This is a genomic window from Psychrobacter sp. 28M-43, assembly GCF_014770435.1.
Lineage (GTDB): Bacteria > Pseudomonadota > Gammaproteobacteria > Pseudomonadales > Moraxellaceae > Psychrobacter.
Genome location: NZ_CP061739.1, coordinates 2,909,334 through 2,929,338, shown reverse-complemented (window position 1 = coordinate 2,929,338; position 20,005 = coordinate 2,909,334). Strand labels below are relative to the sequence as shown.

19 protein-coding genes are annotated in these 20,005 nt (G+C 44.3%); 4 read left to right on the top strand and 15 right to left on the bottom strand.

Going from position 1 to position 20,005, the window contains the following annotated elements; translation table 11 throughout:
* Positions 1–7: 7 nt before the first annotated feature.
* The 7 genes from IEE84_RS12260 to urtA all read right to left on the bottom strand — a co-directional run bounded on the left by IEE84_RS12260 (position 8) and on the right by urtA (position 8,332).
* A complete protein-coding gene (locus tag IEE84_RS12260) occupies positions 8–877 on the bottom strand; it encodes a thymidylate synthase (protein ID WP_191114362.1) in 870 nt (289 codons plus the stop codon).
* A 148-nt stretch (positions 878–1,025) separates the two neighbouring features.
* Positions 1,026–1,910 carry a prolipoprotein diacylglyceryl transferase gene (gene lgt, locus IEE84_RS12255; protein WP_114701786.1) on the bottom strand — a complete coding sequence of 295 codons (885 nt, stop codon included), beginning with the start codon at positions 1,908–1,910 and terminating at the stop codon, positions 1,026–1,028.
* A 305-nt stretch (positions 1,911–2,215) separates the two neighbouring features.
* The gene (urtE, locus tag IEE84_RS12250) at positions 2,216–2,914 is read right to left on the bottom strand and encodes an urea ABC transporter ATP-binding subunit UrtE (protein WP_191114361.1); all 699 of its coding nucleotides are present in this window, start codon (positions 2,912–2,914) and stop codon (positions 2,216–2,218) included.
* A gap of 78 nt (positions 2,915–2,992) precedes the next feature.
* A complete protein-coding gene (gene urtD, locus IEE84_RS12245; RefSeq protein WP_323969971.1) occupies positions 2,993–3,805 on the bottom strand; it encodes an urea ABC transporter ATP-binding protein UrtD in 813 nt (270 codons plus the stop codon).
* 41 nt (positions 3,806–3,846) lie between these two features.
* A complete protein-coding gene (urtC, locus tag IEE84_RS12240) occupies positions 3,847–4,917 on the bottom strand; it encodes an urea ABC transporter permease subunit UrtC (protein ID WP_191114359.1) in 1,071 nt (356 codons plus the stop codon).
* A 10-nt stretch (positions 4,918–4,927) separates the two neighbouring features.
* Positions 4,928–6,613, bottom strand: a complete 1,686-nt coding sequence (urtB, locus tag IEE84_RS12235; protein WP_191115484.1) for an urea ABC transporter permease subunit UrtB — start codon at positions 6,611–6,613, stop codon at positions 4,928–4,930.
* A gap of 366 nt (positions 6,614–6,979) precedes the next feature.
* The gene (urtA, locus tag IEE84_RS12230; RefSeq protein WP_191114358.1) at positions 6,980–8,332 is read right to left on the bottom strand and encodes an urea ABC transporter substrate-binding protein; all 1,353 of its coding nucleotides are present in this window, start codon (positions 8,330–8,332) and stop codon (positions 6,980–6,982) included.
* 412 nt (positions 8,333–8,744) lie between these two features.
* On the opposite strand from urtA, the gene IEE84_RS12220 reads away from it, so the two are divergent.
* Complete coding sequence (locus IEE84_RS12220) at positions 8,745–10,397, top strand: DUF4139 domain-containing protein (protein ID WP_191114356.1); 1,653 nt, start codon at positions 8,745–8,747, stop codon at positions 10,395–10,397.
* Between the two features lie 108 nt (positions 10,398–10,505).
* Complete coding sequence (locus IEE84_RS12215; RefSeq protein ID WP_191114355.1) at positions 10,506–11,339, top strand: NRDE family protein; 834 nt, start codon at positions 10,506–10,508, stop codon at positions 11,337–11,339.
* A 103-nt stretch (positions 11,340–11,442) separates the two neighbouring features.
* Here IEE84_RS12215 and IEE84_RS12210 read toward each other — a convergent pair whose 3' ends face one another.
* On the bottom strand, positions 11,443–11,961 hold the full coding sequence (locus IEE84_RS12210) for an RNA pyrophosphohydrolase (protein ID WP_057761956.1): 519 nt from the start codon (positions 11,959–11,961) through the stop codon (positions 11,443–11,445).
* A 475-nt stretch (positions 11,962–12,436) separates the two neighbouring features.
* Here IEE84_RS12210 and IEE84_RS12205 point away from each other — a divergent pair, with 475 nt between their 5' ends.
* On the top strand, positions 12,437–12,850 hold the full coding sequence (locus IEE84_RS12205) for an OsmC family protein (protein ID WP_191114354.1): 414 nt from the start codon (positions 12,437–12,439) through the stop codon (positions 12,848–12,850).
* An 11-nt stretch (positions 12,851–12,861) separates the two neighbouring features.
* Positions 12,862–13,290, top strand: a complete 429-nt coding sequence (locus IEE84_RS12200) for an MAPEG family protein (RefSeq protein ID WP_416383469.1) — start codon at positions 12,862–12,864, stop codon at positions 13,288–13,290.
* A 46-nt stretch (positions 13,291–13,336) separates the two neighbouring features.
* On the opposite strand, the gene IEE84_RS12195 is transcribed toward IEE84_RS12200, so the two are convergent.
* The 7 genes from IEE84_RS12195 to IEE84_RS12165 form a co-directional block, all read right to left on the bottom strand.
* A complete protein-coding gene (locus IEE84_RS12195; protein ID WP_191114353.1) occupies positions 13,337–14,371 on the bottom strand; it encodes a tRNA dihydrouridine synthase in 1,035 nt (344 codons plus the stop codon).
* A 73-nt stretch (positions 14,372–14,444) separates the two neighbouring features.
* A complete protein-coding gene (locus IEE84_RS12190; protein ID WP_191114352.1) occupies positions 14,445–15,944 on the bottom strand; it encodes a UvrD-helicase domain-containing protein in 1,500 nt (499 codons plus the stop codon).
* A gap of 216 nt (positions 15,945–16,160) precedes the next feature.
* A complete protein-coding gene (tatC, locus tag IEE84_RS12185) occupies positions 16,161–17,093 on the bottom strand; it encodes a twin-arginine translocase subunit TatC (protein WP_191114351.1) in 933 nt (310 codons plus the stop codon).
* Positions 17,093–17,803: a Sec-independent protein translocase protein TatB gene (gene tatB, locus IEE84_RS12180; protein ID WP_191114350.1), complete on the bottom strand. Its 711-nt coding sequence runs from the start codon at positions 17,801–17,803 to the stop codon at positions 17,093–17,095. The genes tatC and tatB overlap by 1 nt, the downstream gene beginning before the upstream one ends.
* Positions 17,804–17,829: 26 nt before the next feature.
* The gene (tatA, locus tag IEE84_RS12175) at positions 17,830–18,069 is read right to left on the bottom strand and encodes a Sec-independent protein translocase subunit TatA (protein ID WP_057761945.1); all 240 of its coding nucleotides are present in this window, start codon (positions 18,067–18,069) and stop codon (positions 17,830–17,832) included.
* Positions 18,070–18,273: 204 nt separating this feature from the next.
* Positions 18,274–19,131 (bottom strand): bifunctional phosphoribosyl-AMP cyclohydrolase/phosphoribosyl-ATP diphosphatase HisIE, encoded by an 858-nt coding sequence (gene hisIE, locus IEE84_RS12170; RefSeq protein WP_191114349.1) that lies wholly within the window; start codon positions 19,129–19,131, stop codon positions 18,274–18,276.
* 188 nt (positions 19,132–19,319) lie between these two features.
* Positions 19,320–19,763 (bottom strand): thioesterase family protein, encoded by a 444-nt coding sequence (locus tag IEE84_RS12165; protein WP_191114348.1) that lies wholly within the window; start codon positions 19,761–19,763, stop codon positions 19,320–19,322.
* Positions 19,764–20,005 lie beyond the last annotated feature (242 nt).

Sequence of the window (20,005 nt, the reverse complement as noted above, 5' to 3'; positions counted from 1 at the left end):
ACTAACTTTATACGGCAACTTTGGCTTTGATAGCAGGGTGCGACTCATAGTCATTGACGCTAATGTCTTCGTACTCAAACGCAAATATGTCTTTTACTTCAGGGTTCAAAGACAATGTCGGCAGTTTATATAGCGAGCGTGTTAACTGTAGCTCGGCCTGTTCACGGTGGTTTTGGTAAATATGACAATCACCACCCGTCCAAACAAACTCTCCAACTTCTAGACCACATACCTGCGCGATCATATGAGTCAATAGCGCATAGCTCGCAATGTTAAAAGGCACGCCTAGGAATAAGTCAGCAGAACGCTGATACAGCTGGCATGACAACTTATTGTCTGCGACAAAGAACTGAAATAACGTATGACATGGTGGTAGGGCTACTTGCTCTACCTCACCTGGATTCCAGCCAGAAACAATCAAACGACGTGAATTCGGATTGGTCCTTATCTGTTCAACGACTTGTGCGATTTGATCGACGCCATCAGCGTTATAACTGGCATCTTCATTTTTGGTCGCGCCATAGTTACGCCATTGATGACCATAGATAGGACCCAAATCGCCAGCAGGTCTGTTAAAGCGCGCGGTCTGTTCTGCTGTCGCCCACTCATTCCAGATACGAACGTTGTTCTGTTGTAGATAGTCAACATGAGTGCTGCCACTTAAAAACCATAATAGCTCATAAGCGATAGATTTAAAGTGAACCTTTTTGGTCGTTAGCAGTGGAAAGCCTTCTGCTAAGTCAAAGCGTAGCTGTGCGCCAAAATGGCTAAGCGTACCAGTACCAGTACGATCGCCTTTTTCGGTGCCATTGTCGAGAACGTGGCGTAGCAAATCAAGATATGCCTGCTCGTTATTACTTTGGATGCCATTGATCATAAAATGCTCTTTAGTTACTGCTGACAGCGCATACAGGCTAGATGGATAGTCGATATATACACTGTCATTATTGAAAGTATTGCTAGGATAAGCGTTTTGATAGCAGACCCTATTTTAAGTCATCAACCTTTATCACAAAAGGGTAGGCTTAATAAGCAGCTTGCTTACCCCAGTCGTAGATGCCGCGTTTATAGGCGTAACCAATCAAGAACAGACCGATAATTATCATTGGGGCGCTTAGTATCTGACCTTTGGTCATCCAACCTAGCAAGATGAATCCTTGGTCGATATCTGGCTGGCGGAAGAACTCAATGATGAAACGGCTAAAGCCATAACCAAGCATAAAGACACCGGTCACTGCCATACGAGGACGGGGCTTTGATGAGTACCACCACAAGAATAGAAACAACAGTAGACCTTCTGCAAGGGCTTCATACAGTTGCGACGGGTGACGAGGCAACAGGTACTGACCATTGACTTCAGTCATAAGGTCTTGCAGCGCAGGATTGGCTTGTAGCTGCTGCATATCAACACTAGCGGCCTGCGGGAAGTAGGTCAACCAGTTGTAGCCACCATCAGAGACGCGGCCCCATAGCTCGGCATTGATATAGTTACCAATACGTCCGAACAATAAACCAGTTGGTACACAGGGAACGACAAAATCGAGCACTTGGAAAGGTGTCTTTTTATATTTGCGGGCAAAATACAGCATACCCAACATGACACCAATCAGGCCACCATGGAATGACATACCGCCTTCCCAGACCTTGAACAGATAGGCAGGGTTTTGGAGTAGCTCGCTGAACTGATAAAACAATACATAGCCGACACGGCCACCTAATATCACACCAAGTGCGCCAAAGAACACTAGGTCAGAGACCATATCTGTCGTCCAGCCTTCACGCTTGGTACTGCGATACCATGCCAGTCCGTAGGCGGCGGCAAATGCCAACAAATACATCAGCCCATACCAATGGACTTCAACAGGTCCAACTGCTAATGCTACAGGATCGTACTGAGGATGAATCATCATAAGGGCATCATAATATTGATAATAAAATGCTGACTATAATAGCAAATTTCGTTCGCTGGGCATACATAATTGCTATGACGCCAATCAGGGGGTGTGAGTAATTTGAGTTTTTGAGATGGTACAGAATGTATAGGCTAAGAGTAAAAAAAGATAAGAAGTGAGGTGAAAAAAGTGACTTTAATTAAGGAGTGTTTTCGTGATTATATGTAATCTTGGTAGCTAGCAGCTTGAGATAAAAGTGCCATTTTTAGCATTATCGAGCGTTCACTACCAATTTGTATTATTACATCTATTATTAAAAGAAATTAGATGGCGACCAGATCTTGCACTTTGTTTTCGACCATCGTATCGCCTGCGCCTTGTGAGACTACCTTACCACGTGATAGTACGGTGTAATTGTCAGCTAGCTCTTCAGCAAATTCATAGAATTGCTCAACCAGCACAATGGCCATATCACCTTTGTCAGCCAAGTCACGTAGGACTCGGCCAATGTCTTTAATGATAGAGGGCTGAATACCTTCAGTTGGCTCGTCTAAAATTAACACAGTCGGCTCGGAGGCTAGGGCACGGGCGATAGCAAGTTGCTGCTGCTGACCACCAGACAAATCACCACCACGTCGATGTTTCATCTCATCGAGTACGGGAAAAATATCATATAAATATTTAGGTACATGTTTGGCCTTACTGCGTGAAAACTTTGCCATACCAATTAATATGTTCTCTTCTACCGTCAGTGTCGAAAAAATGTCGCGGCCTTGTGGTACATAAGCCAGTCCTGCTCGAACACGTTGCTCGGGAGACATCTTGCTGATGTCTTTATCATTGAGCAAAATCTCTCCTGATTTAATCGGTAGTATCCCCATCAGGCACTTAAGTAGCGTGGTTTTGCCCACGCCATTACGTCCAAGTACCACGCTGCATGCGCCTACAGGTGCTGTAAACGAGACATCTCGTAAAATATGACTGCCGCCGTAATACTGGTTGATATCGTTCACTTGTAACATGGCTGTCTCCTAAACTCTAAAACTTTTTTAATATTTCAAAGGGAATATTCGTTTGGCTCGTCTAGATGATTCGTTCGGCTATCGACCTAAATAGGATTCAATTACTGCTTCATTGGCTTGTACTTCCGCTAATGTACCTTCGGCCAAAATCGCTCCTTGTGCCAATACCGTGACTTTTTCACTGATGGCATCGATAAAGGTCATATCATGCTCAACCACGACCAAAGTATGGTTCTTTTTGAGGCGTAGACACAGCTCGGCGGTATGCTCAGTTTCTGCATCGGTCATACCTGCCACTGGCTCATCAAGCAGAATCAGTTTGGGACTCTGCATCAGTAGCATGCCAATCTCTAACCATTGCTTTTGCCCATGTGAGAGCAAACCAGCTGGCTTGTTGATCTTATCAGTCAGGCGAATTTGCTGTAAGGTGGAGTCAAGGGTATCGCGAGTATCAGCATTGAGTTTATTAAACAAGCTTTTGACCACACGTTTGTCTTTTGGCGCGGCAAGTAATAGGTTATCCATTACCGTAAAATTCTCAAAGACAGTAGGTTTTTGAAACTTACGGCCGATACCTGCTTCAGCGATTTGTTCGGTAGATAAGCTGGCAAGGTTGTGGGTTTGACCAAAAAATACGCTGCCTTCGGTAGGGCGGGTTTTACCTGTAATGATATCCATTAGTGTGGTTTTGCCAGCGCCGTTGGGGCCGATAATACAGCGTAGCTCGCCTTCTTCGATATAGAGCGACAGATTGTTAAGTGCGCGAAACGAGTCAAACCAAACGCTCACATCTTCTAAGTACAGAGCGATACCATGGCTAAAATCGACGCCTGATTTTTTTGGGTGACTGAGACCGTCACGTCCATCAGTATGATCATATTCAGACAGCACCTTGGTCGATTGTGCAGTCGATGAGGGCTTATCGTTTAGCATTATTGTTTCTCCTTTTTAAATCGATCGAACAAGCCCATAATGCCATTGGGTAAAAACAACGTCACGACGACGAACAGTCCGCCTAATATCAACAGCCAAAATTCAGGGTAGGCGACCGTAAAGTAGGTTTTTACAGCGTTCACCACACCAGTTCCTAAGATCGCGCCAATTAAGCTTCCTCTACCACCAGTCGCTACCCAGACGGCTATCTCAATTGAGTTCACTGGGTTCATCTCACTCGGATTGATAATGCCTACTTGCGGTACGTATAGCGCACCTGCGATACCAGCGATGACTGCGGACAGCACCCAAGCGGATAGCTTGTACCACAACGTACGGTAGCCTAGATACTGCAAGCGGTTTTCGCTATCACGAATGGCACCGAGTACTCGACCATAAGGCTGATTCATTAAATGACGCAAACCCATATAAGAGACTAACAATGCTAAGGCTGTGACAAAGCACAGCATAGAGCGGGTAGAGGCAGCAGTAATGTCATAACCTAAAAGGGTAGTAAAACCAGTAAAGCCATTGTTACCACCGAAGCCTGTCTCATTACGGAAGAATAGCAAGGCTGCTGCATAGACCATGGCTTGGGTGATGATAGAAAAATAAACGCCTTTGATTTTGGAGCGAAAAGCAAAGAAACCAAATATAAACGCAACCAAGCCAGGTACTAATACGACCAGTACGACTGCCCACCAAAAGTGCTGCGTGCCAGCCCAATACCATGGCATCTCAGTCCAACTCAAGAAACGCATAAAATCAGGAAGCGCGTCGACAGCAGTCTCACGTGTTAGGTACATGCCAAACGCATAGCCACCTAAGGCAAAATACAAGCCATGACCCAAGCTCAAAATACCGGCATAGCCCCAGACAAGATCTAGTGCCAATGCCACCATCGCTAGCGCCATGATTTTACCAATTAGGGTAATCCAGTAGGCTGAAAGGTGAAAAGCTGAAGACTCCGGCATAAGATGCAGCCAAGGCAGTATCAGTAGTATGGCAAAACATAAGCCAATTAAAACAGCACTACGCGGCGTATCAGACAGTAATTTGGTCAGTATCATAGGAGTCTCCTTATTCGACAAAGCGGCCTTTGAGTGCAAATAAACCTTGTGGCCGTTTCTGAATAAACAGAATCACAAGAACCAACAATACAATCTTTGCCAATACCGCACCGATACCAATCTCAAGTACCGTACCGCTAATACCAAGTCCCAAGGCGGCCAATACTGCGCCCCATACTTGTCCGACACCGCCAACGACGACGACCAAAAACGTATCAATGATATAGGTTTGACCCAAATCAGGACCAACGTTGCCGACTTGAGCAAGTGCACAGCCAGCCATACCAGCCAGCCCAGAGCCCAAACCAAATGCCATCATATCGATACGTGCAGAAGGAATACCGACAGCACGTGCCATTTGGCGATTTTGGGTAACGGCTCGTATAAACAGACCAAAGCGGGTTTTGTTAAGTAAGTACACCAAGAGTGCCACGACGATGACGGTAAAACCAATAATGGCAATACGGTTGTAAGGCAGTACGAGGCTTGATGACACTTGGTACGCGCCGCTGAGCCATGCCACGTTACTGACTTCGACGTTCTGCGCACCAAAAATCATCCGTACTAATTGCATCAAAATCAAACTGACGCCAAAGGTCGCTAGTAAGGTTTCTAGCTCACGACCATATAGTGGACGAATAACAATGCGCTCAATAATCATGCCGATGACAGCGCTGACTAAAAATGCAGCTGGAATAGCCGCAAGCAAATACCAACCTGCCATATCTGGCATGTAAGCTTGAAATGCATTTTGCACCATATAAGTGGTATAAGCCCCGATCATAATCAGCTCACCGTGCGCCATATTAATAACGCCAAGTAGACCAAAGGTAATGGCGAGACCAAGTGCGGCGAGCAGTAAAATACTGGCGGTACTCATACCGGTGAAGATATGGCCGGTCCATGTGCTGATTTCGATACGACGTGACACGCTAGATTCAGCATCGATAAGTGCAGCTTTGAGCGAGGTATCTAAGTTATCCGCAGCGAGGGCAGATTCAATATCGACCAAAACTTGTGGGTTATCACTATCTGCAAGTAGATTGACTGCTGCAATCTGAGTGGGCAGGTCACCGTTTTTGAAATCTATACGAGCTTGTAGTGCCGTTAGTGCCTTTTTGACTTTAGCGCTGTCCTCATTCGCTGCAGCAGAGGTGATAATGGCTGGATCTACTTGGTCAATATTATCGGCCAAAATCTCTACAGCTTGTAGGCGCTGTGCTGGCTTGTCAGATGCTAGTTTTACCTTGGCTTGACCAAAGATGAGCGCTGAGCGAAGGGCATTAGTCAGGGTGATTTGTGATAAATCACTTGGCCAATCGTCAGTCTCTTTTTTATCAGGATAAGTAAATAGCTGGTCATCTTTATTAAGCAAATAAGTTTGCCCACCATTGCCTTGATATAGCTCATCATTGGCAATGAATTCAACCAAACTATCTAAACTCTCAACGGATCCTGGCCAATCACTTAGCATGGCTTGACGCTTACTAAAATCACCCGCCACAAATTGTTGAATGGCATCACCTGAGTTTGTAGTTGCTGCTGAGGTATCTGAGATGGTTTGAATAGAGATAGATTTGTTCGCAGGCGTGAGCAACGACTGCTCACTATGAGCGGTATCCGTATCGTGGTCATGTACCTGACCATCATGATCGGCATACGCCGTGGTTGTAAAAGTTGTTATGCATAATGCCATCAATGCAAGTAATCGCAGAGGCGCATAAATTGAAAAACGAGCCGCATGCTGCATGACTTCACTGGCTGATGCTTGTGGGTTATTACCACTTTTGGACGATGTTTGCCCTACAAACGGGCGTAAAGTATGGTGCTGCATGTGCGGCTCCCTGTTTTTCACAGACAACAAACCTTTAGCTTCTACCGCTTAGCGTTTTAAGCGAGAGAAGTATTGATAAGGTTTGGTGTTATTTAAAAGTTGAGAATAAGTGTTAAAAATAAATATGAAAAGTAGGCGTTAGGACTGTTATCAGTGTCGTTTATCCATCCGCCTACTATTCAGTTACTATCCAAGTGCTTTTCAGTACTGATTTACTTAGGGAATAGCCTATTTAGGAATGTACTCGCTCCATGGCTGGGCTTGGATAACTTCTGGTGTTTTGAAAATCGTATCAAACTGTCCATCGGCACGAATTTGACCAATCATGACAGGCTTCCATAGATGATGGTTTTCTTCATCCATTTTTAGCGTGTAGCCAGAAGGTGCGTCGAACGTTTGTCCCGCCATGCTGATACGCACTTTGTCTACATCAGTCGTACCTGCTTTTTCGACAGCTTGCTTCCACATATTGATACCGACATAAGTAGCTTCCATTGGATCATTGGTCACGACTTTTTCAGCATTTGGTAGTTTTTGATCCAATGCATACTGCTTATAGCGTTTGGTGAAGGCACTGTTAATTGGGTTTTTGATCGACATAAAGTAGTTCCACGCCGCCAAATGCCCTTGTAGCAGACTGGTATCGATACCGCGTAGCTCTTCTTCACCGACTGAGAATGCCATGACTGGAATATCTGACGCTTTGATACCTTGGTTCGCCAGTTCACGATAGAACGGAACGTTTGAGTCGCCATTGATGGTCGAGATAACCGCGGTCTTTTTGCCCGTTGAGAACTTTTTAACGTTAGATACGATGGTTTGATAATTGCTGAAACCAAATGGTGTGTACTCTTCCATGATGTCTGCATCAGCCACGCCTTTTGATTTCAAAAACGCCTTTAAAATCTGGTTGGTGGTGCGTGGATAGACGTAATCAGTACCTAACAACACAAAGCGCTCTGCACCGCCACCTTCTTCGCTCATCAAGTACTCTACCGCTGGAATGGCTTGCTGGTTTGGTGCTGCACCAGTGTAAAAGATGTTTTCTGACTGTTCTTGCCCTTCGTACTGCACTGGATAGAACATCAACCCGTTTAACTCTTCAACCACAGGTAATACAGATTTGCGTGATACCGATGTCCAACCGCCAAAGATAACATCTACTTTATCTTGAGTGAGTAGCTGACGTGCTTTTTCAGCAAACAATGGCCAATCAGAAGCAGGGTCGACGACGACTGGTTCGAGTTGCTTACCGAGCACGCCGCCATTGGCATTGATTTCATCAATCGTCATTAACGCGGTATCTTTTAGAGAGGTTTCAGAGATGGCCATGGTGCCAGACAGCGAATGTAGTATGCCGACTTTGATAGTGTCGCCATCAGCAGCAGGCTCGGTCGTTGTTTCTGTGCTGGTTTCAGTTGTGGTCTCTGTTGATGCAGCAGTTTCGGCAGGTTTTTGACAACCAATAAGACTTAAGCTGCCAACGACGGCCACCGCTAGTAACGAAAAACGTGATTTGATTTTTCCGTGTGATTGAGGGTCTACTACTTGAGTGTTGGCTAAAATTGGTAACGAAAACATGGACATCTCCTAATAAATACAAAAGGTAAAATAATGTTCCTGAACACCTATTAAGAGTTCAAGTTCCGTGCCAAGTTAAAAAAGCCAATAATCGAGTAATAATTGAGCAATAATTAAGTTCTGATTAATATATTCATTAATTTAGTGCAGGATGATTAATAAATTGCACCATAAAGGGGAGATGAACAAAAAAATGGTGCAATCCAGAAAACCAAATTTTTAAAATTGCATAGCTATCATATGAAGAGATTTATCGATAAAGGCGCTGTTTACTAAAAATGCTGTTTGCCAAAAGCATTTATTGCCAAAGACCTGCAAAACGGCTACGGTAATATCTCTAAGATAGTTACTATTTTGCGCGTTGAGCCAATGCGTGGCTGCCATGATGGATTTTACTGCTAAGGAATGATGTATGAACGCACAATTAACGGATTCGTCTGTCTCAACAGACCATGGCAGCGTATTACCGCCACTTAACCAAATGACTAGATTTGCTATCTTGCCATTTGTACTTGGTAGTAGTGCCGTCTTGGGATTGTCTTCGGCACAAGCGGCCACCAGTAGCGTAGAGCAAGTGACCATTTATCAGGGGCTGGCGAGCGTAACTCGCGCATTGCCAATCACAGGTAGCGGTGAGCAAATGGTGGTGTTTTCGTGCTTGTCACCTTATATGGATAAAGAAAGTCTAAGTGTACAAGCGACGAGTAATGTTAGCGTTGGGGAAGTTAGTATTGAAGAGTTGACAGGTGAGCAGGCAGCCCAGTGCCAATATCAAGGTGACGCCAAAGTACAGACCCAACAAAATACCCTAGCCAATATCAATGCTGAATTAGAAGCAGCACGGTTAGCAAAGGCCTACTTGCAGAATTTGACCAAAGCCACGCAAGTCAATACAGATAGTACGATTGCCAATAATGCCCGCGATATAGAAACTCAAGCGACCAGTATTAACCAAAGAATTTTAGAGATTCAACAGCGACAAGCGCGTGCCCAAGACGCATTGAACCAACTGATGGCAGGCAGCGCGACATCGACCTTTAACAAGGTGACACGGGTGAGTGTACGTACGGCAAGCCGCTCGCCGAGTAGTATTAAGTTGCATTATCAAGTGCAAGGTGCAGGTTGGGAGCCTGCGTATCAAGCTCGTCTAAACACAAACAGTGACCAATTAAGTATTACAGCCTCTGCGATTATTGCTCAGCAAACTGGCGAGAACTGGACAAACGTACCTCTGACACTCAGCACCGTGAACCCCAATCAAAGTACGACGGGGCAACTGCCGTATGTGCAGCGTCTGTCATTGTATGAAGAGAGCGAAGATACTCGAGTAAGACGTGAGCTACCTATGATGGATGCGTCCCCTGTTATGATGGAAGAGCCTGCTTATAATAAAGGAGCAGGGGCAGCTATGGCACCGCTACCTAATTTTACAGTCAGTAGCCAAAACAAGAATGGCATCATCGAGTATCGTTTACCGCAGTTGGTCAGTATTCCGAGTGACGGGAGACGCGTACGAACAGTGATTGGGGAGCAGGCAGGTAATAGTAAGCTCTGGATTCGCAGTACGCCAAGTGTTGAGACTGCTGCCTACTGGTATGCATCAGCGCCGTTTTTGACGCCGGACTGGGTCGATGGTTCGCTACAGTTGTACCGTGATGACAATTATGTAGGTCAGTCGCGTTATAATTATCAAGTGCTAAAAGAGCAGGGGATTGGATTTGGTCGTGACTCAAATATGCTCGTAAAAGAGCTGACCAATGAAGATAAGCAAGGTGAAAAAGGTGTGCTAAACCGTACGCAAACACTGACGACTACCAAGGCCTATCAGTTTACCAATCAGCACAATCGCAACGTACGCTTGCAAGTACTGGGCAGTGAGCCTATCAGTCGTGACGATAGTTTAAAAGTTGCGGTGACGCATACGCCGCCTGTCACTGAGCGAGATTGGAATGACAATCAAGGCATGGTAGCGTGGGAGTTTGACTTACCAAGTAAGCAATCACAAGTAATACGTTCAACCTCCCAAATTAGTTATCCTGCCAATAAATTATTGACTGGCAATTAATAATTACTATCTATAAAGGCTACCTTATCAATAGGTAAAGTCTGGAATAATATCTTTGCCTCTATTAAGAATTACTCGCATAACGAAAATTATTATAAAAGGAAAGCTATGTGTATTGTCGCTATTGCTTGGCAATTATTTGATGAGTTACCACTGGTACTACTGTCTAATCGTGATGAGTTTTTGCAGCGTCCAACTGAGCCGCTCCACCAGTGGTCTGATCAACCTATTTATGCTGGACGTGATAAACAAAGCGGTGGCACGTGGTTAGGCATTCATCAGCAAGCGTCACCAGCGCAGAGTCCAGAGTATTATGAACAAAATGGTCGTTGGGCTGCAGTATTAAATTTCCGTGATGGAGTGCAAGCAAGCAGTGATGAGCGCTCGCGGGGCGCACTGGTCACTGAGTTCTTAACAGGGACTCTAAGTCCGATGGATTTTGCACGGCAGATTGATTTGCAGGATTATGCGGGTTTTAATCTGATCATTGGTGACGCTGCGCAAGCTGTAATCGTCAATAATCGCGGTCATGCACCCACGCCATTATATGCAGGTCTGCATGTTATCTCTAATGGTCAACCAGAGGACAGCTGGTTTAAGACAGAGCGGTTGCGCGGGCGACTACGTCAAGAGGTGCTGCCATTGATTGCAGAGGATAGCTCGCCTGCGTACTGGCAAGCGGCGGCTTTTAACGTTTTGTCAGATAGTATCAAAGCACCAAAAGACAAACTGCCTGTGACTGGCGTGGCATTTGAAGTGGAGCAGATGCTGTCGTCTGTTTATATTGAACCTGTCGCTTTTGGCGACACTGAAACTAGTAAACCTACTTATGGTACCCGCACTCAAAGCATCTTAACGTTGCGCAAAGAGAGAGATACGGGAGCAAACTACATAGCTGATATTATTAGCCGAGAGTTTGACAATCATAATCATAGTCACTGACAATGACAATGACTGTTAGTAGATAATAAAAAAACACCCACGGTAATTGCTAACATTCTAGCTACTATCGTGGGTGTTTTGCATCGTACTATTAAGTGACTCATTACATAAGCAAATGATTATTTTGCTCAGGAATGATCAGCTCTTGCTTTAGGGGGAGTTCGCGTACCAATTCTTGCAAGGCACGACGATAAACGCCTCGTTTAAAGTGAATCACTTGTCCGAGTGGATACCAGTAGCTGACCCATTGCCAATGGTCAAATTCAGGTTTCCCTTCATCAAAGCGGATATGTTGAGTATTTGGCTCATCTAAGCGTAGCAAAAACCATTTTTGTTTTTGCCCAATACATAAGGGATGCTGACCATGACGTACGTAACGTTTTGGCAAACGATAGCGCAACCAGTCTTGCGTGACTGCCAATAAGTCTACGTGACGCGGATGTAAGCCGACCTCTTCCCAGAGCTCGCGATACATTGCATCCATCGGCGTCTCCCCGCGGTCGATACCACCCTGCGGAAATTGCCAAGCGTTGTGACCAATACGTTTTGCCCACAGAACCTGCCCTTGTGTATTTGCCAAGATGATGCCGACGTTGGCGCGAAAGCCGTCTGCATCTATCATGACTAAACCTTTTAATTTGTTTAAAAATAGCTTGTTTTGACTTGAAACCGTGACAGCAATCGTAATTATTATAAGGTGATTGTTATCGATATCCGCTCAAAACAAGATTCATTACCGTTATTAAACCAAGAAACAAGCAAAATGTGTAACAGTATTTTGCTATAAAATGTTTCACGAGTTTTACCTTTTAAAATCAACTATTTATAAGCAAACTTTTGTAGGTTTTTATACGACATTTTTAGGCAAGCATTGAAGAGTAGTAATAGGCGCATGGACATACGATTATTCAGTAAACTATCGAACTCCAATATTCCGATATGTATAAAGTGATAAAAGCACAGATTTCACTGGTGAGTTAGCAGCAAAACAATGAGCCTATAAAATCTTGCTTTGGCTTATGCTACACTAGCTGGGCAATATATTATTCACACAATAATAATAGGCAATACGCCATTTAAAATAAGGAACATCTACAATGTCAGAATCAAAAGCAAGCGTCATATGGCAAGAAAACAAAGCCTTTATGGGTGTGTCACCATCAGGACATAATGTACAAATCGATGCTGATAAAGAGAAAGGCTCAAGCCCAATGGAGCTGATTTTGCTAGGACTAGGTGGTTGCGCCAGTTATGATGTCGTAGAGATTTTACAAAAATCACGCCAAGCAGTGACGGATGTACGTTGTGAGCTAACCGCCCAGCGTGCTGAAACCGTACCAGCGGTCTATACCGATATTCATATGCATTTCATTGTTACTGGTCAAGATGTCAAAGAAAAACAAGTCGAAAAAGCCATCCAGTTATCAGCAGAAAAATACTGCTCTGCCAGCCGTATGTTAGTAGCAGGTGGGGTCAATATCACCCATGACTTTAAAGTGGTTGCAGGCTAGGGACTTATATAATGATAAGTGCATTTTTTGAGTTGGTAACTGACAAAGTGGCGTCTGCCATTTTGGCTATGGTGGTAGCAAGTCTACTGCCATGGGCGGTGTCAATCGTTGCAAAAGTATCTGGTGGCTTTAGAATCAGAAATAATGCACATCCTCGCGAATTTTTTCAAAATGCGACAGGCATGGCAGCACGTGCTAATGCAGCACAACAAAACAGCTATGAAACCTTGCCAGTGTTTTTGGCGGCAGTATTGGTAGCGATGCTTTTCTTTGTACCGCAGTCGATTATTAACGTATTGGCTTGGCTGTATGTGATGATACGAATTGGTTTTTGTGTGGCGTATATTACTAATTTGGCAACGTTCCGCTCTATCCTCTGGGTACTATCAATGGCATGTTGTCTAATGCTATTTTATTTAGCGATACGAGTCAGTGTATAGCGCCACCCATCCATACTTATCAAATACATCAGATCAGAATAGGTGATTATTCTTGAACACTCGCTTGTAGTGCACGAATAATCACCGCTTTATTTTTCTCTCGTTTGATACTTTCCCACACTGTTTGTGCCTCAACATAGCCTTTGGTGAGCATCCCTAACCATTGCTTATAGCGACCGACCAATACCACATCGTTCTTTGCCTCACCTTCCAAAAACTTAATCTGATGCGCAATCAAATCTTGCCATAACAATGTAGCCGTATTCTCTATGCTGTTAGTACTTTTTTCAGTATCATTATCAACCTGTGCCACTAAATCAGGACGCGTTACTGCGCCGCGACCTAGCATTAAATGCGGTGTACCTGCTTGCGTCATACAATTTTGCGCATGCTCAAAGTTCCAAATTTCTCCATTGGCAATGACTGGAATATCGAGCGCATTAAAGCTCTGGATTTTGTCCCAATAGGCAGGCGGCTTATAGCCTTGGGTCTTAGTGCGTGCATGAATGGTCAGCCAGTCGGCGCCGCTGTCGTTAATTGCGCCGCGAATATCATCCATGCGACTGGTATCGGTATAGCCCAGACGAATCTTAGCTGATACTGGTATGTGAGCGGGAACGGCTTGGCGTACGCCACTGATAATCTGATACATGGTTTCAGGTTCATCTAACAATACTGAACCACCGCGATGGCTGTTGACCGTCTTGGCAGGGCAACCAAAATTGATGTCGATAGCAGGCGCACCGAGCTCGCAAGCGTATGCGGCGTTTTCTGCCATAAGCTGCGCTTCGCTACCCAAAATCTGTACATGAATAGGCGTACCAGAAGCCGTTTTGGCATCATGATGTAGCTCAGGCACATATTTATAAAACACATGCGCAGGCAAGACGTGTTGAGTGATACGGATAAATTCACTGACTGACCAATCATAAGGACGCCCCAAGTCAGACGCAATTTGGGTTAATATTTGGCGCATTAATGGATCGGTCAAGCCCTCCATAGGTGCGAGCAAACGCACGGGAGTCGCAAATAACTGATTGATAGTATTTTGACGCGTTTGAAGTTGTTGGCTATTATTCATGCTGGTGATTCACTGCTAAAGGGTCGCTATAAGAGATTGAATAAAACTTGAGGCTGACAGAGGTTGAAAGTAATTAGGTATTACCAAAAATCACTTTTTTGCCCGTCTGTAATCCTGATATCAAGTCTTTAATATTATGAATATCCAAATTGCTTTGCGCGCGAGTACAGGCGACATAGAGTAGGCGCAACTCTTCTGGACTGATCTTGACCGCATTGGTGGTCACATCATAATAAAAGTCATCATCTAGTTGTACTTTCCCCCATTCAAGCCCTTTGGCTTTATGAGCAGTAGAGATGACATAGTCAGCGTTTTCAATACTGGTCAGACTATTGACTGCTTGGCTTAGTACATTAGTACCATGGTCATCGACGAGCTTGACCAGTGTTTTGAGATCGCTACCCTCATTAGTTTCGGCATACTCTTGCACATCACCCCAATTATAAAAATACGCCAGCTCAGGTACACCGTAAGCCGATTTACCATTTTTTAAGTTTTCGGCAGCCTGACAGAATTTGAGCATACGGTCGGTATCCGCTTGTAGCGCCACGCGATGCCCGTGCTTTAATCCTGTCAATAGTTGTGACATGGCAGCAGCATTGGTACGGCACAAAATAGCATCTTTCTTACTGTGTACCATGCCCTTATCGGTAGAGGACTGTTTATTCGGATTGCCTTTTAGCGGTACGTCCTCTTGTAGTGCTTTTAATAGGGTATTGGCCACTTCTGCAATCGGCTCACCGAATCTGAAAGACTGTGTCAATAACGTCTGCGGTAATGGCAGCTTTTTCATCGCATTGACCGCACCGCGCCATTCATAAATCTGCTGATGCGCGTCGCCCACATAGATGACTTGTCTCGACTGCTGGGTCAAGATACCCATCATCAAGGGATCGGCATCCTGTGCTTCATCGAACAAGATAAAGTCCGCTGGAATACTAGGCTTAGACAACGCCCAGAGCTTGAGATAAATATCATGGCCAATACCAGCAGGGTGACGCGCATCAATCGACTGTAACCAGCGCTGCTCAACAGCAGGGTAGAGCATCTCGCGCAGCTGCTCTGCATCTGAGTCATCGAGCCAGCTTGGGAGTAGTATGTGCCTTGGTGCAGGATAGCTGGCATGCGTGCTGCAAAAATTACTCACTGCGTCGCTGACGAACCGAGACAATCGTGCGGGTGTCAGCGTAATGTATTTATTAACCCCATCCATTTGTCGACGTACTTGCACAGGCTGTAGTCCCAAATCATCACCGAGACGCTTGGGTGAAAATCGTGGCAAAGATAGCTTGGCGGTAATATCACGAGCAACATGACGATAAGCTAGTGAATGAAAAGTACGGCATTCTACATGTGGCGGAAACTTTGAACGAGCATCATTGGCAATCGCTTTGTTAAAAGCCAGATATAGTCCGCGGCCACGTAAGCGCTCACCGATTAGCTTGAGCGTCGTTGTCTTACCGGCGCCCGCATAAGCAACCACTTTAAACGACTTGTGATCCATCGCCATATTCAGCGCGCTCAGCTGCTCGTCAGTGGGATCGCTCATATAAGCTGGCATAGATGCGGACATAATAAAGCTACCTAAATACAAAAATTGATTAAAAATAAAAGGGGCAAAAAAAGCCACTGGGTAAACAATGGCTTATAGATGATGGTGATGCTAAAACGTGATAATAAGCAATCAGCTTACTAATGAGGCAAGAATAAAACGGTGTAATGGTAGTTTAACGCATAGCTATATGTAATCAATAACTTTATTTTAGTCTGGATTAGACTGATAAGTGTTTTATTCTTTGTCTGTCGACACGAGAGTAGGACTGGGCTCTTCTTTGATTAAAATCTTCGCCAAAAACAAACCAAGCTCAAACAACAACCACATCGGAATCGCTAGCATGAGCATCGATACGCCATCGGGCGGCGTGACAACGGCAGCCACAGCAAAACAGCCCACAATGATATAACGACGTTTTTCTTCTAAGCTCTGAATGGAGACAATACCTGCCAATATCAATAGCAAAGTAACGACTGGAATCTCAAACGTTAAGCCGAATACCATAAATAATTTTAAGGCAAAACTGAGATAGCTGTCGATATCCGTCATGGGTAGTACGTTTTGCGGGGCAAACATGATAAAGAATTTTAAGACCCCTTTGAGCACAATAAAATAGGAAAAAGCCACACCAGCATAAAACAGAAATATAGAAGATAGCAGCACTGGAATAGCGATTTTCTTTTCTTTCTTATACAGACCGGGCGCTACAAACGACCAAATTTGATAAAGAATGTAGGGCATCGCCAAAAATGCAGCTACAAATACGGTCAGACGTATCGGTGCCATAAAGTTTGACGTGATATCGGTGGCAATCATGGTCGAGTTGGCGGGTAACTGCGCAACCAGTGGGTCAGATAAAAAGTTGTATAGCTCGCGCGAATAGCCAACTAAACCTAAAAATATTATCAGTACTGCCACACATATTTTGATCAAATGCCGACGCAGCTCAATCAAGTGCTCGGTAATAGGCATATCAGCCAAAGGGCTTAAAGCATCATCTGATTTTTTATCTTGAGTGGTATTGGTCGTTGCTGCAGCACCTTGATTAAGGGTGTCTTTATTAAAGGCATCTTGATCAATAGTATCTTGATCAATAACATCTTGGTCAGTAATGGCAGAAACAGCGATTTTCTCTTGACGACTTTTTTTGCGCTTGAATAATGGCATCAATCAGTCTCCTGCTTATGGTCAGAAGTCTGCATGTTGGCAGGACTGTTGAGTAGGGCGTCAGCTTTATAGTTTGGCATATATGGCGGCATTGGGAGCCGACGTGCTTTGTCATAAGCGCCTAGCCGAAACCACATGTTTTCCCACGGTCGGGTAGTGATGGTCTGAACAACTGGTGCTGCTTTGGCGTTGTCACTCACATTTGCATCATCTACATTTGGATCATTTATATTATCACCGCTGTGACCGCGCTTCGATAATTGGCCATTTTCTAATGTATCTGGCTGCTCGTCAGTGGCATAAGCATAGTCGAATGCTTTTGGCGTGGCTGATTGCTGCTTTTGTGTGTGGTTATTTTTATGAGCTTCGTCACCCTTGCTATTTTCAGCATTCGTAGCAGTTTCAGAATCTAGCGAAGCAGGACTATGCGAGCTTTCAAAAGCTTTCATATTGCCGCGCATTTCAGCCATCTCACGCCTCATTTCAGCTTCGGTCTGGCGAATTTTGGCGAGCTCTTTTTGCATTTGCTGACGTGTCTCAGCCAAGTCAAGCTCAGCCTCTATTTCAGACTGCAATGTTGAGACTGTGCGGCGAATTTTGGCGTACCATTGCCCAGCCGTGCGCGCTGCCTGCGGCAGTTTTTCTGGGCCCAGTACGATTAGGGCGATAACGCCGAAAAGAAGTAGTTCAGAAAACCCGATATCAAACATAATGGTCCGATGTCACTGTTTAGATGCTATACGTTATGCTTATCATCAACCTTGGTGGTTGAGCGCTCTTCAGTGTGTGCCGTCGCATCGTGGTCAAGAACCGCGTGTTTTTTGGCATGCTCTGTATTTTCATCTTTAACAGCTTCTTTAAAGCCTTTGACAGCACCGCCCAAATCTTTACCAGCATTTCTGAGTTTTGAGGTGCCAAACACGACAACGACAACGACTAATAGTATCAGCCAATGTGTAATAGAAAAACTACCCATAATGGTATCCTTGTGACCTGGTTTGTGACTTGGTTTTCAGTCTTTATATGCCTGCTTTGAGTTTGCAAAAAGGTCTATCTAGCAAACAAAAAGCATCGACATATAATGCGAGATAAAACAGAGCTATATTATAACCTGCACTTATTACAAATAGGTGAAAGCAACAATAATCAAATAAAATAGACGTTTATTTTTTATTTATGCTTATCTAGCGGCTTTTTCATCGATACCGGACAACCCAAAACGTCTGCCTAGCTCGTTTAACACGGCATCCGATTCTATATCAAACCATGCCAGTCCAACCAAGGTATGGAACCAGACATCGGCGACTTCATAGATTAGCTCATGACGCGCTTCATCATAGCTTGCTTTGTCTGTACTCTCATCGCAGTTAGCAAAATCTTTGGCAGCGATGATACTTTCTATACTCTCTTCACCGACTTTCTCTAATATTTTATTTAATCCTTTAGCATATAGACTGGCCACATAAGAGCTGTCGGCATCGGCTTTTTTACGCTCTGCTAATACGCTATCAAGTTGCTGCAATACAGAGGCTTTATCGACTTGTGCTTGAGCAGTATCAGTTTGTGCTTGGATGGTATCAGAGTCAGTATTCGCACCAGTGTTTTCCGTTTCATAAGTGTCGCTAGTAGATTCATGAGAATGATAAATATCCGCAGGGTCTTTTAATACTTTATCGACAGTTTGCCATTCAGGCGTTTGACCTGATAAATCCAAACGCTGATAAAAGCACGACTCGCGTCCCGTATGGCAAGCAATGCCGCCAGCCTGAGTGACACTAAGCACAATCACATCTGCGTCACAGTCTAGACGAATATCATGCACAGTTTGCGTATGACCTGATGACTCACCTTTATGCCACAGCTTGGCACGTGAGCGTGAAAAATAAACCGCTGTCTGTGTTTGTGCGGTGAGCTGTAATGCTTCAGCGTTCATCCACGCCATCATCAAAATACGACCTGTCTGATGATCTTGAGCAATTGCAGGAATCAAACCATCATTATTAAAAGTTACGGCAGTCAGCCAAGCAGGTAAAGTCATAATGTATTTGTCGTCTTATAGGTAGAAAGTGGAAAAGAGTGATAAGCAATTATACTACTTATGATTAAAGCGGGGAGATTATCTGAAATGCTCTGCAATATACTAACAGCTAGCAATATGATGTCAGCTAAATGCGCTATAGAGTGCAACTATGCTAAATGACAGCACACTATTGATAACAAGCGATTCTACAGTCTAAATAAATGAGGATACAACGCTTCTTTGATCGTATTGTCAAGCTTAGTCACTTTATTGAGGTTGAAGTCGTAACCTCTAAAATGCTGGCACGCTTTTGCTACTATCTCGCCCGTGTGCATTCGCGTGACCTTTAGGATTATATTACCGCCATTATCATATATTGGCTCGACACCAACTTCAAATAATAGCTCTTCTCGTACGCGGATACGGCTTACAATATCTAGCTGCACTTTATCAATAATCAAGCCTTGATGGTCTGCGTTGATTTCTTTAACACCTTTAGCGTATAGAAACCTCAGCCGTGCTTCGGATAATAGCGCTGTCAGAGATTCGACCGTCATGTGCTGTCCTGCGTCGGCTTCCGTATGACGCACACGCATCACTGTCTCAAAAACAAACAAGTCGTCGTCGAATACTAACTCTTGTTTTGACACACTATCTCCTAGAGTGATGGCCAAATATGGTTCTATTTATCATGCCGTAGGTTAGCAGCAATGTTATCGTTATAACTATACATTACAGCCTAAGTATTCATGGTAAATAAGCTGTTTTAATGGTGTTTATATGAAGATATAGCTCAGTCTCTACTTAAGCACAGCTTAGGTTGACATTCAATCTATTTGAATAAAAATCAGCCGTTTTATTAAGGCTTTTAAGAGAGCTGCTATCGCTTATT

What these genes read in the sequence shown, in the direction of transcription:
- IEE84_RS12260 (WP_191114362.1), bottom strand. Translation starts at nt 877, where the DNA reads ATGATCAATGGCATCCAAAGTAATAACGAGCAGGCATATCTTGATTTG.
- lgt (WP_114701786.1), bottom strand. Translation starts at nt 1,910, where the DNA reads ATGATGATTCATCCTCAGTACGATCCTGTAGCATTAGCAGTTGGACCT.
- urtE (WP_191114361.1), bottom strand. Translation starts at nt 2,914, where the DNA reads ATGTTACAAGTGAACGATATCAACCAGTATTACGGCGGCAGTCATATT.
- urtC (WP_191114359.1), bottom strand. Translation starts at nt 4,917, where the DNA reads ATGATACTGACCAAATTACTGTCTGATACGCCGCGTAGTGCTGTTTTA.
- urtB (WP_191115484.1), bottom strand. Translation starts at nt 6,613, where the DNA reads ATGGCATTATGCATAACAACTTTTACAACCACGGCGTATGCCGATCAT.
- urtA (WP_191114358.1), bottom strand. Translation starts at nt 8,332, where the DNA reads ATGTTTTCGTTACCAATTTTAGCCAACACTCAAGTAGTAGACCCTCAA.
- IEE84_RS12220 (WP_191114356.1), top strand. Translation starts at nt 8,745, where the DNA reads ATGAACGCACAATTAACGGATTCGTCTGTCTCAACAGACCATGGCAGC.
- IEE84_RS12215 (WP_191114355.1), top strand. Translation starts at nt 10,506, where the DNA reads ATGTGTATTGTCGCTATTGCTTGGCAATTATTTGATGAGTTACCACTG.
- IEE84_RS12210 (WP_057761956.1), bottom strand. Translation starts at nt 11,961, where the DNA reads ATGATAGATGCAGACGGCTTTCGCGCCAACGTCGGCATCATCTTGGCA.
- IEE84_RS12205 (WP_191114354.1), top strand. Translation starts at nt 12,437, where the DNA reads ATGTCAGAATCAAAAGCAAGCGTCATATGGCAAGAAAACAAAGCCTTT.
- IEE84_RS12200 (WP_416383469.1), top strand. Translation starts at nt 12,862, where the DNA reads ATGATAAGTGCATTTTTTGAGTTGGTAACTGACAAAGTGGCGTCTGCC.
- IEE84_RS12195 (WP_191114353.1), bottom strand. Translation starts at nt 14,371, where the DNA reads ATGAATAATAGCCAACAACTTCAAACGCGTCAAAATACTATCAATCAG.
- IEE84_RS12190 (WP_191114352.1), bottom strand. Translation starts at nt 15,944, where the DNA reads ATGTCCGCATCTATGCCAGCTTATATGAGCGATCCCACTGACGAGCAG.
- tatC (WP_191114351.1), bottom strand. Translation starts at nt 17,093, where the DNA reads ATGCCATTATTCAAGCGCAAAAAAAGTCGTCAAGAGAAAATCGCTGTT.
- tatB (WP_191114350.1), bottom strand. Translation starts at nt 17,803, where the DNA reads ATGTTTGATATCGGGTTTTCTGAACTACTTCTTTTCGGCGTTATCGCC.
- tatA (WP_057761945.1), bottom strand. Translation starts at nt 18,069, where the DNA reads ATGGGTAGTTTTTCTATTACACATTGGCTGATACTATTAGTCGTTGTC.
- hisIE (WP_191114349.1), bottom strand. Translation starts at nt 19,131, where the DNA reads ATGACTTTACCTGCTTGGCTGACTGCCGTAACTTTTAATAATGATGGT.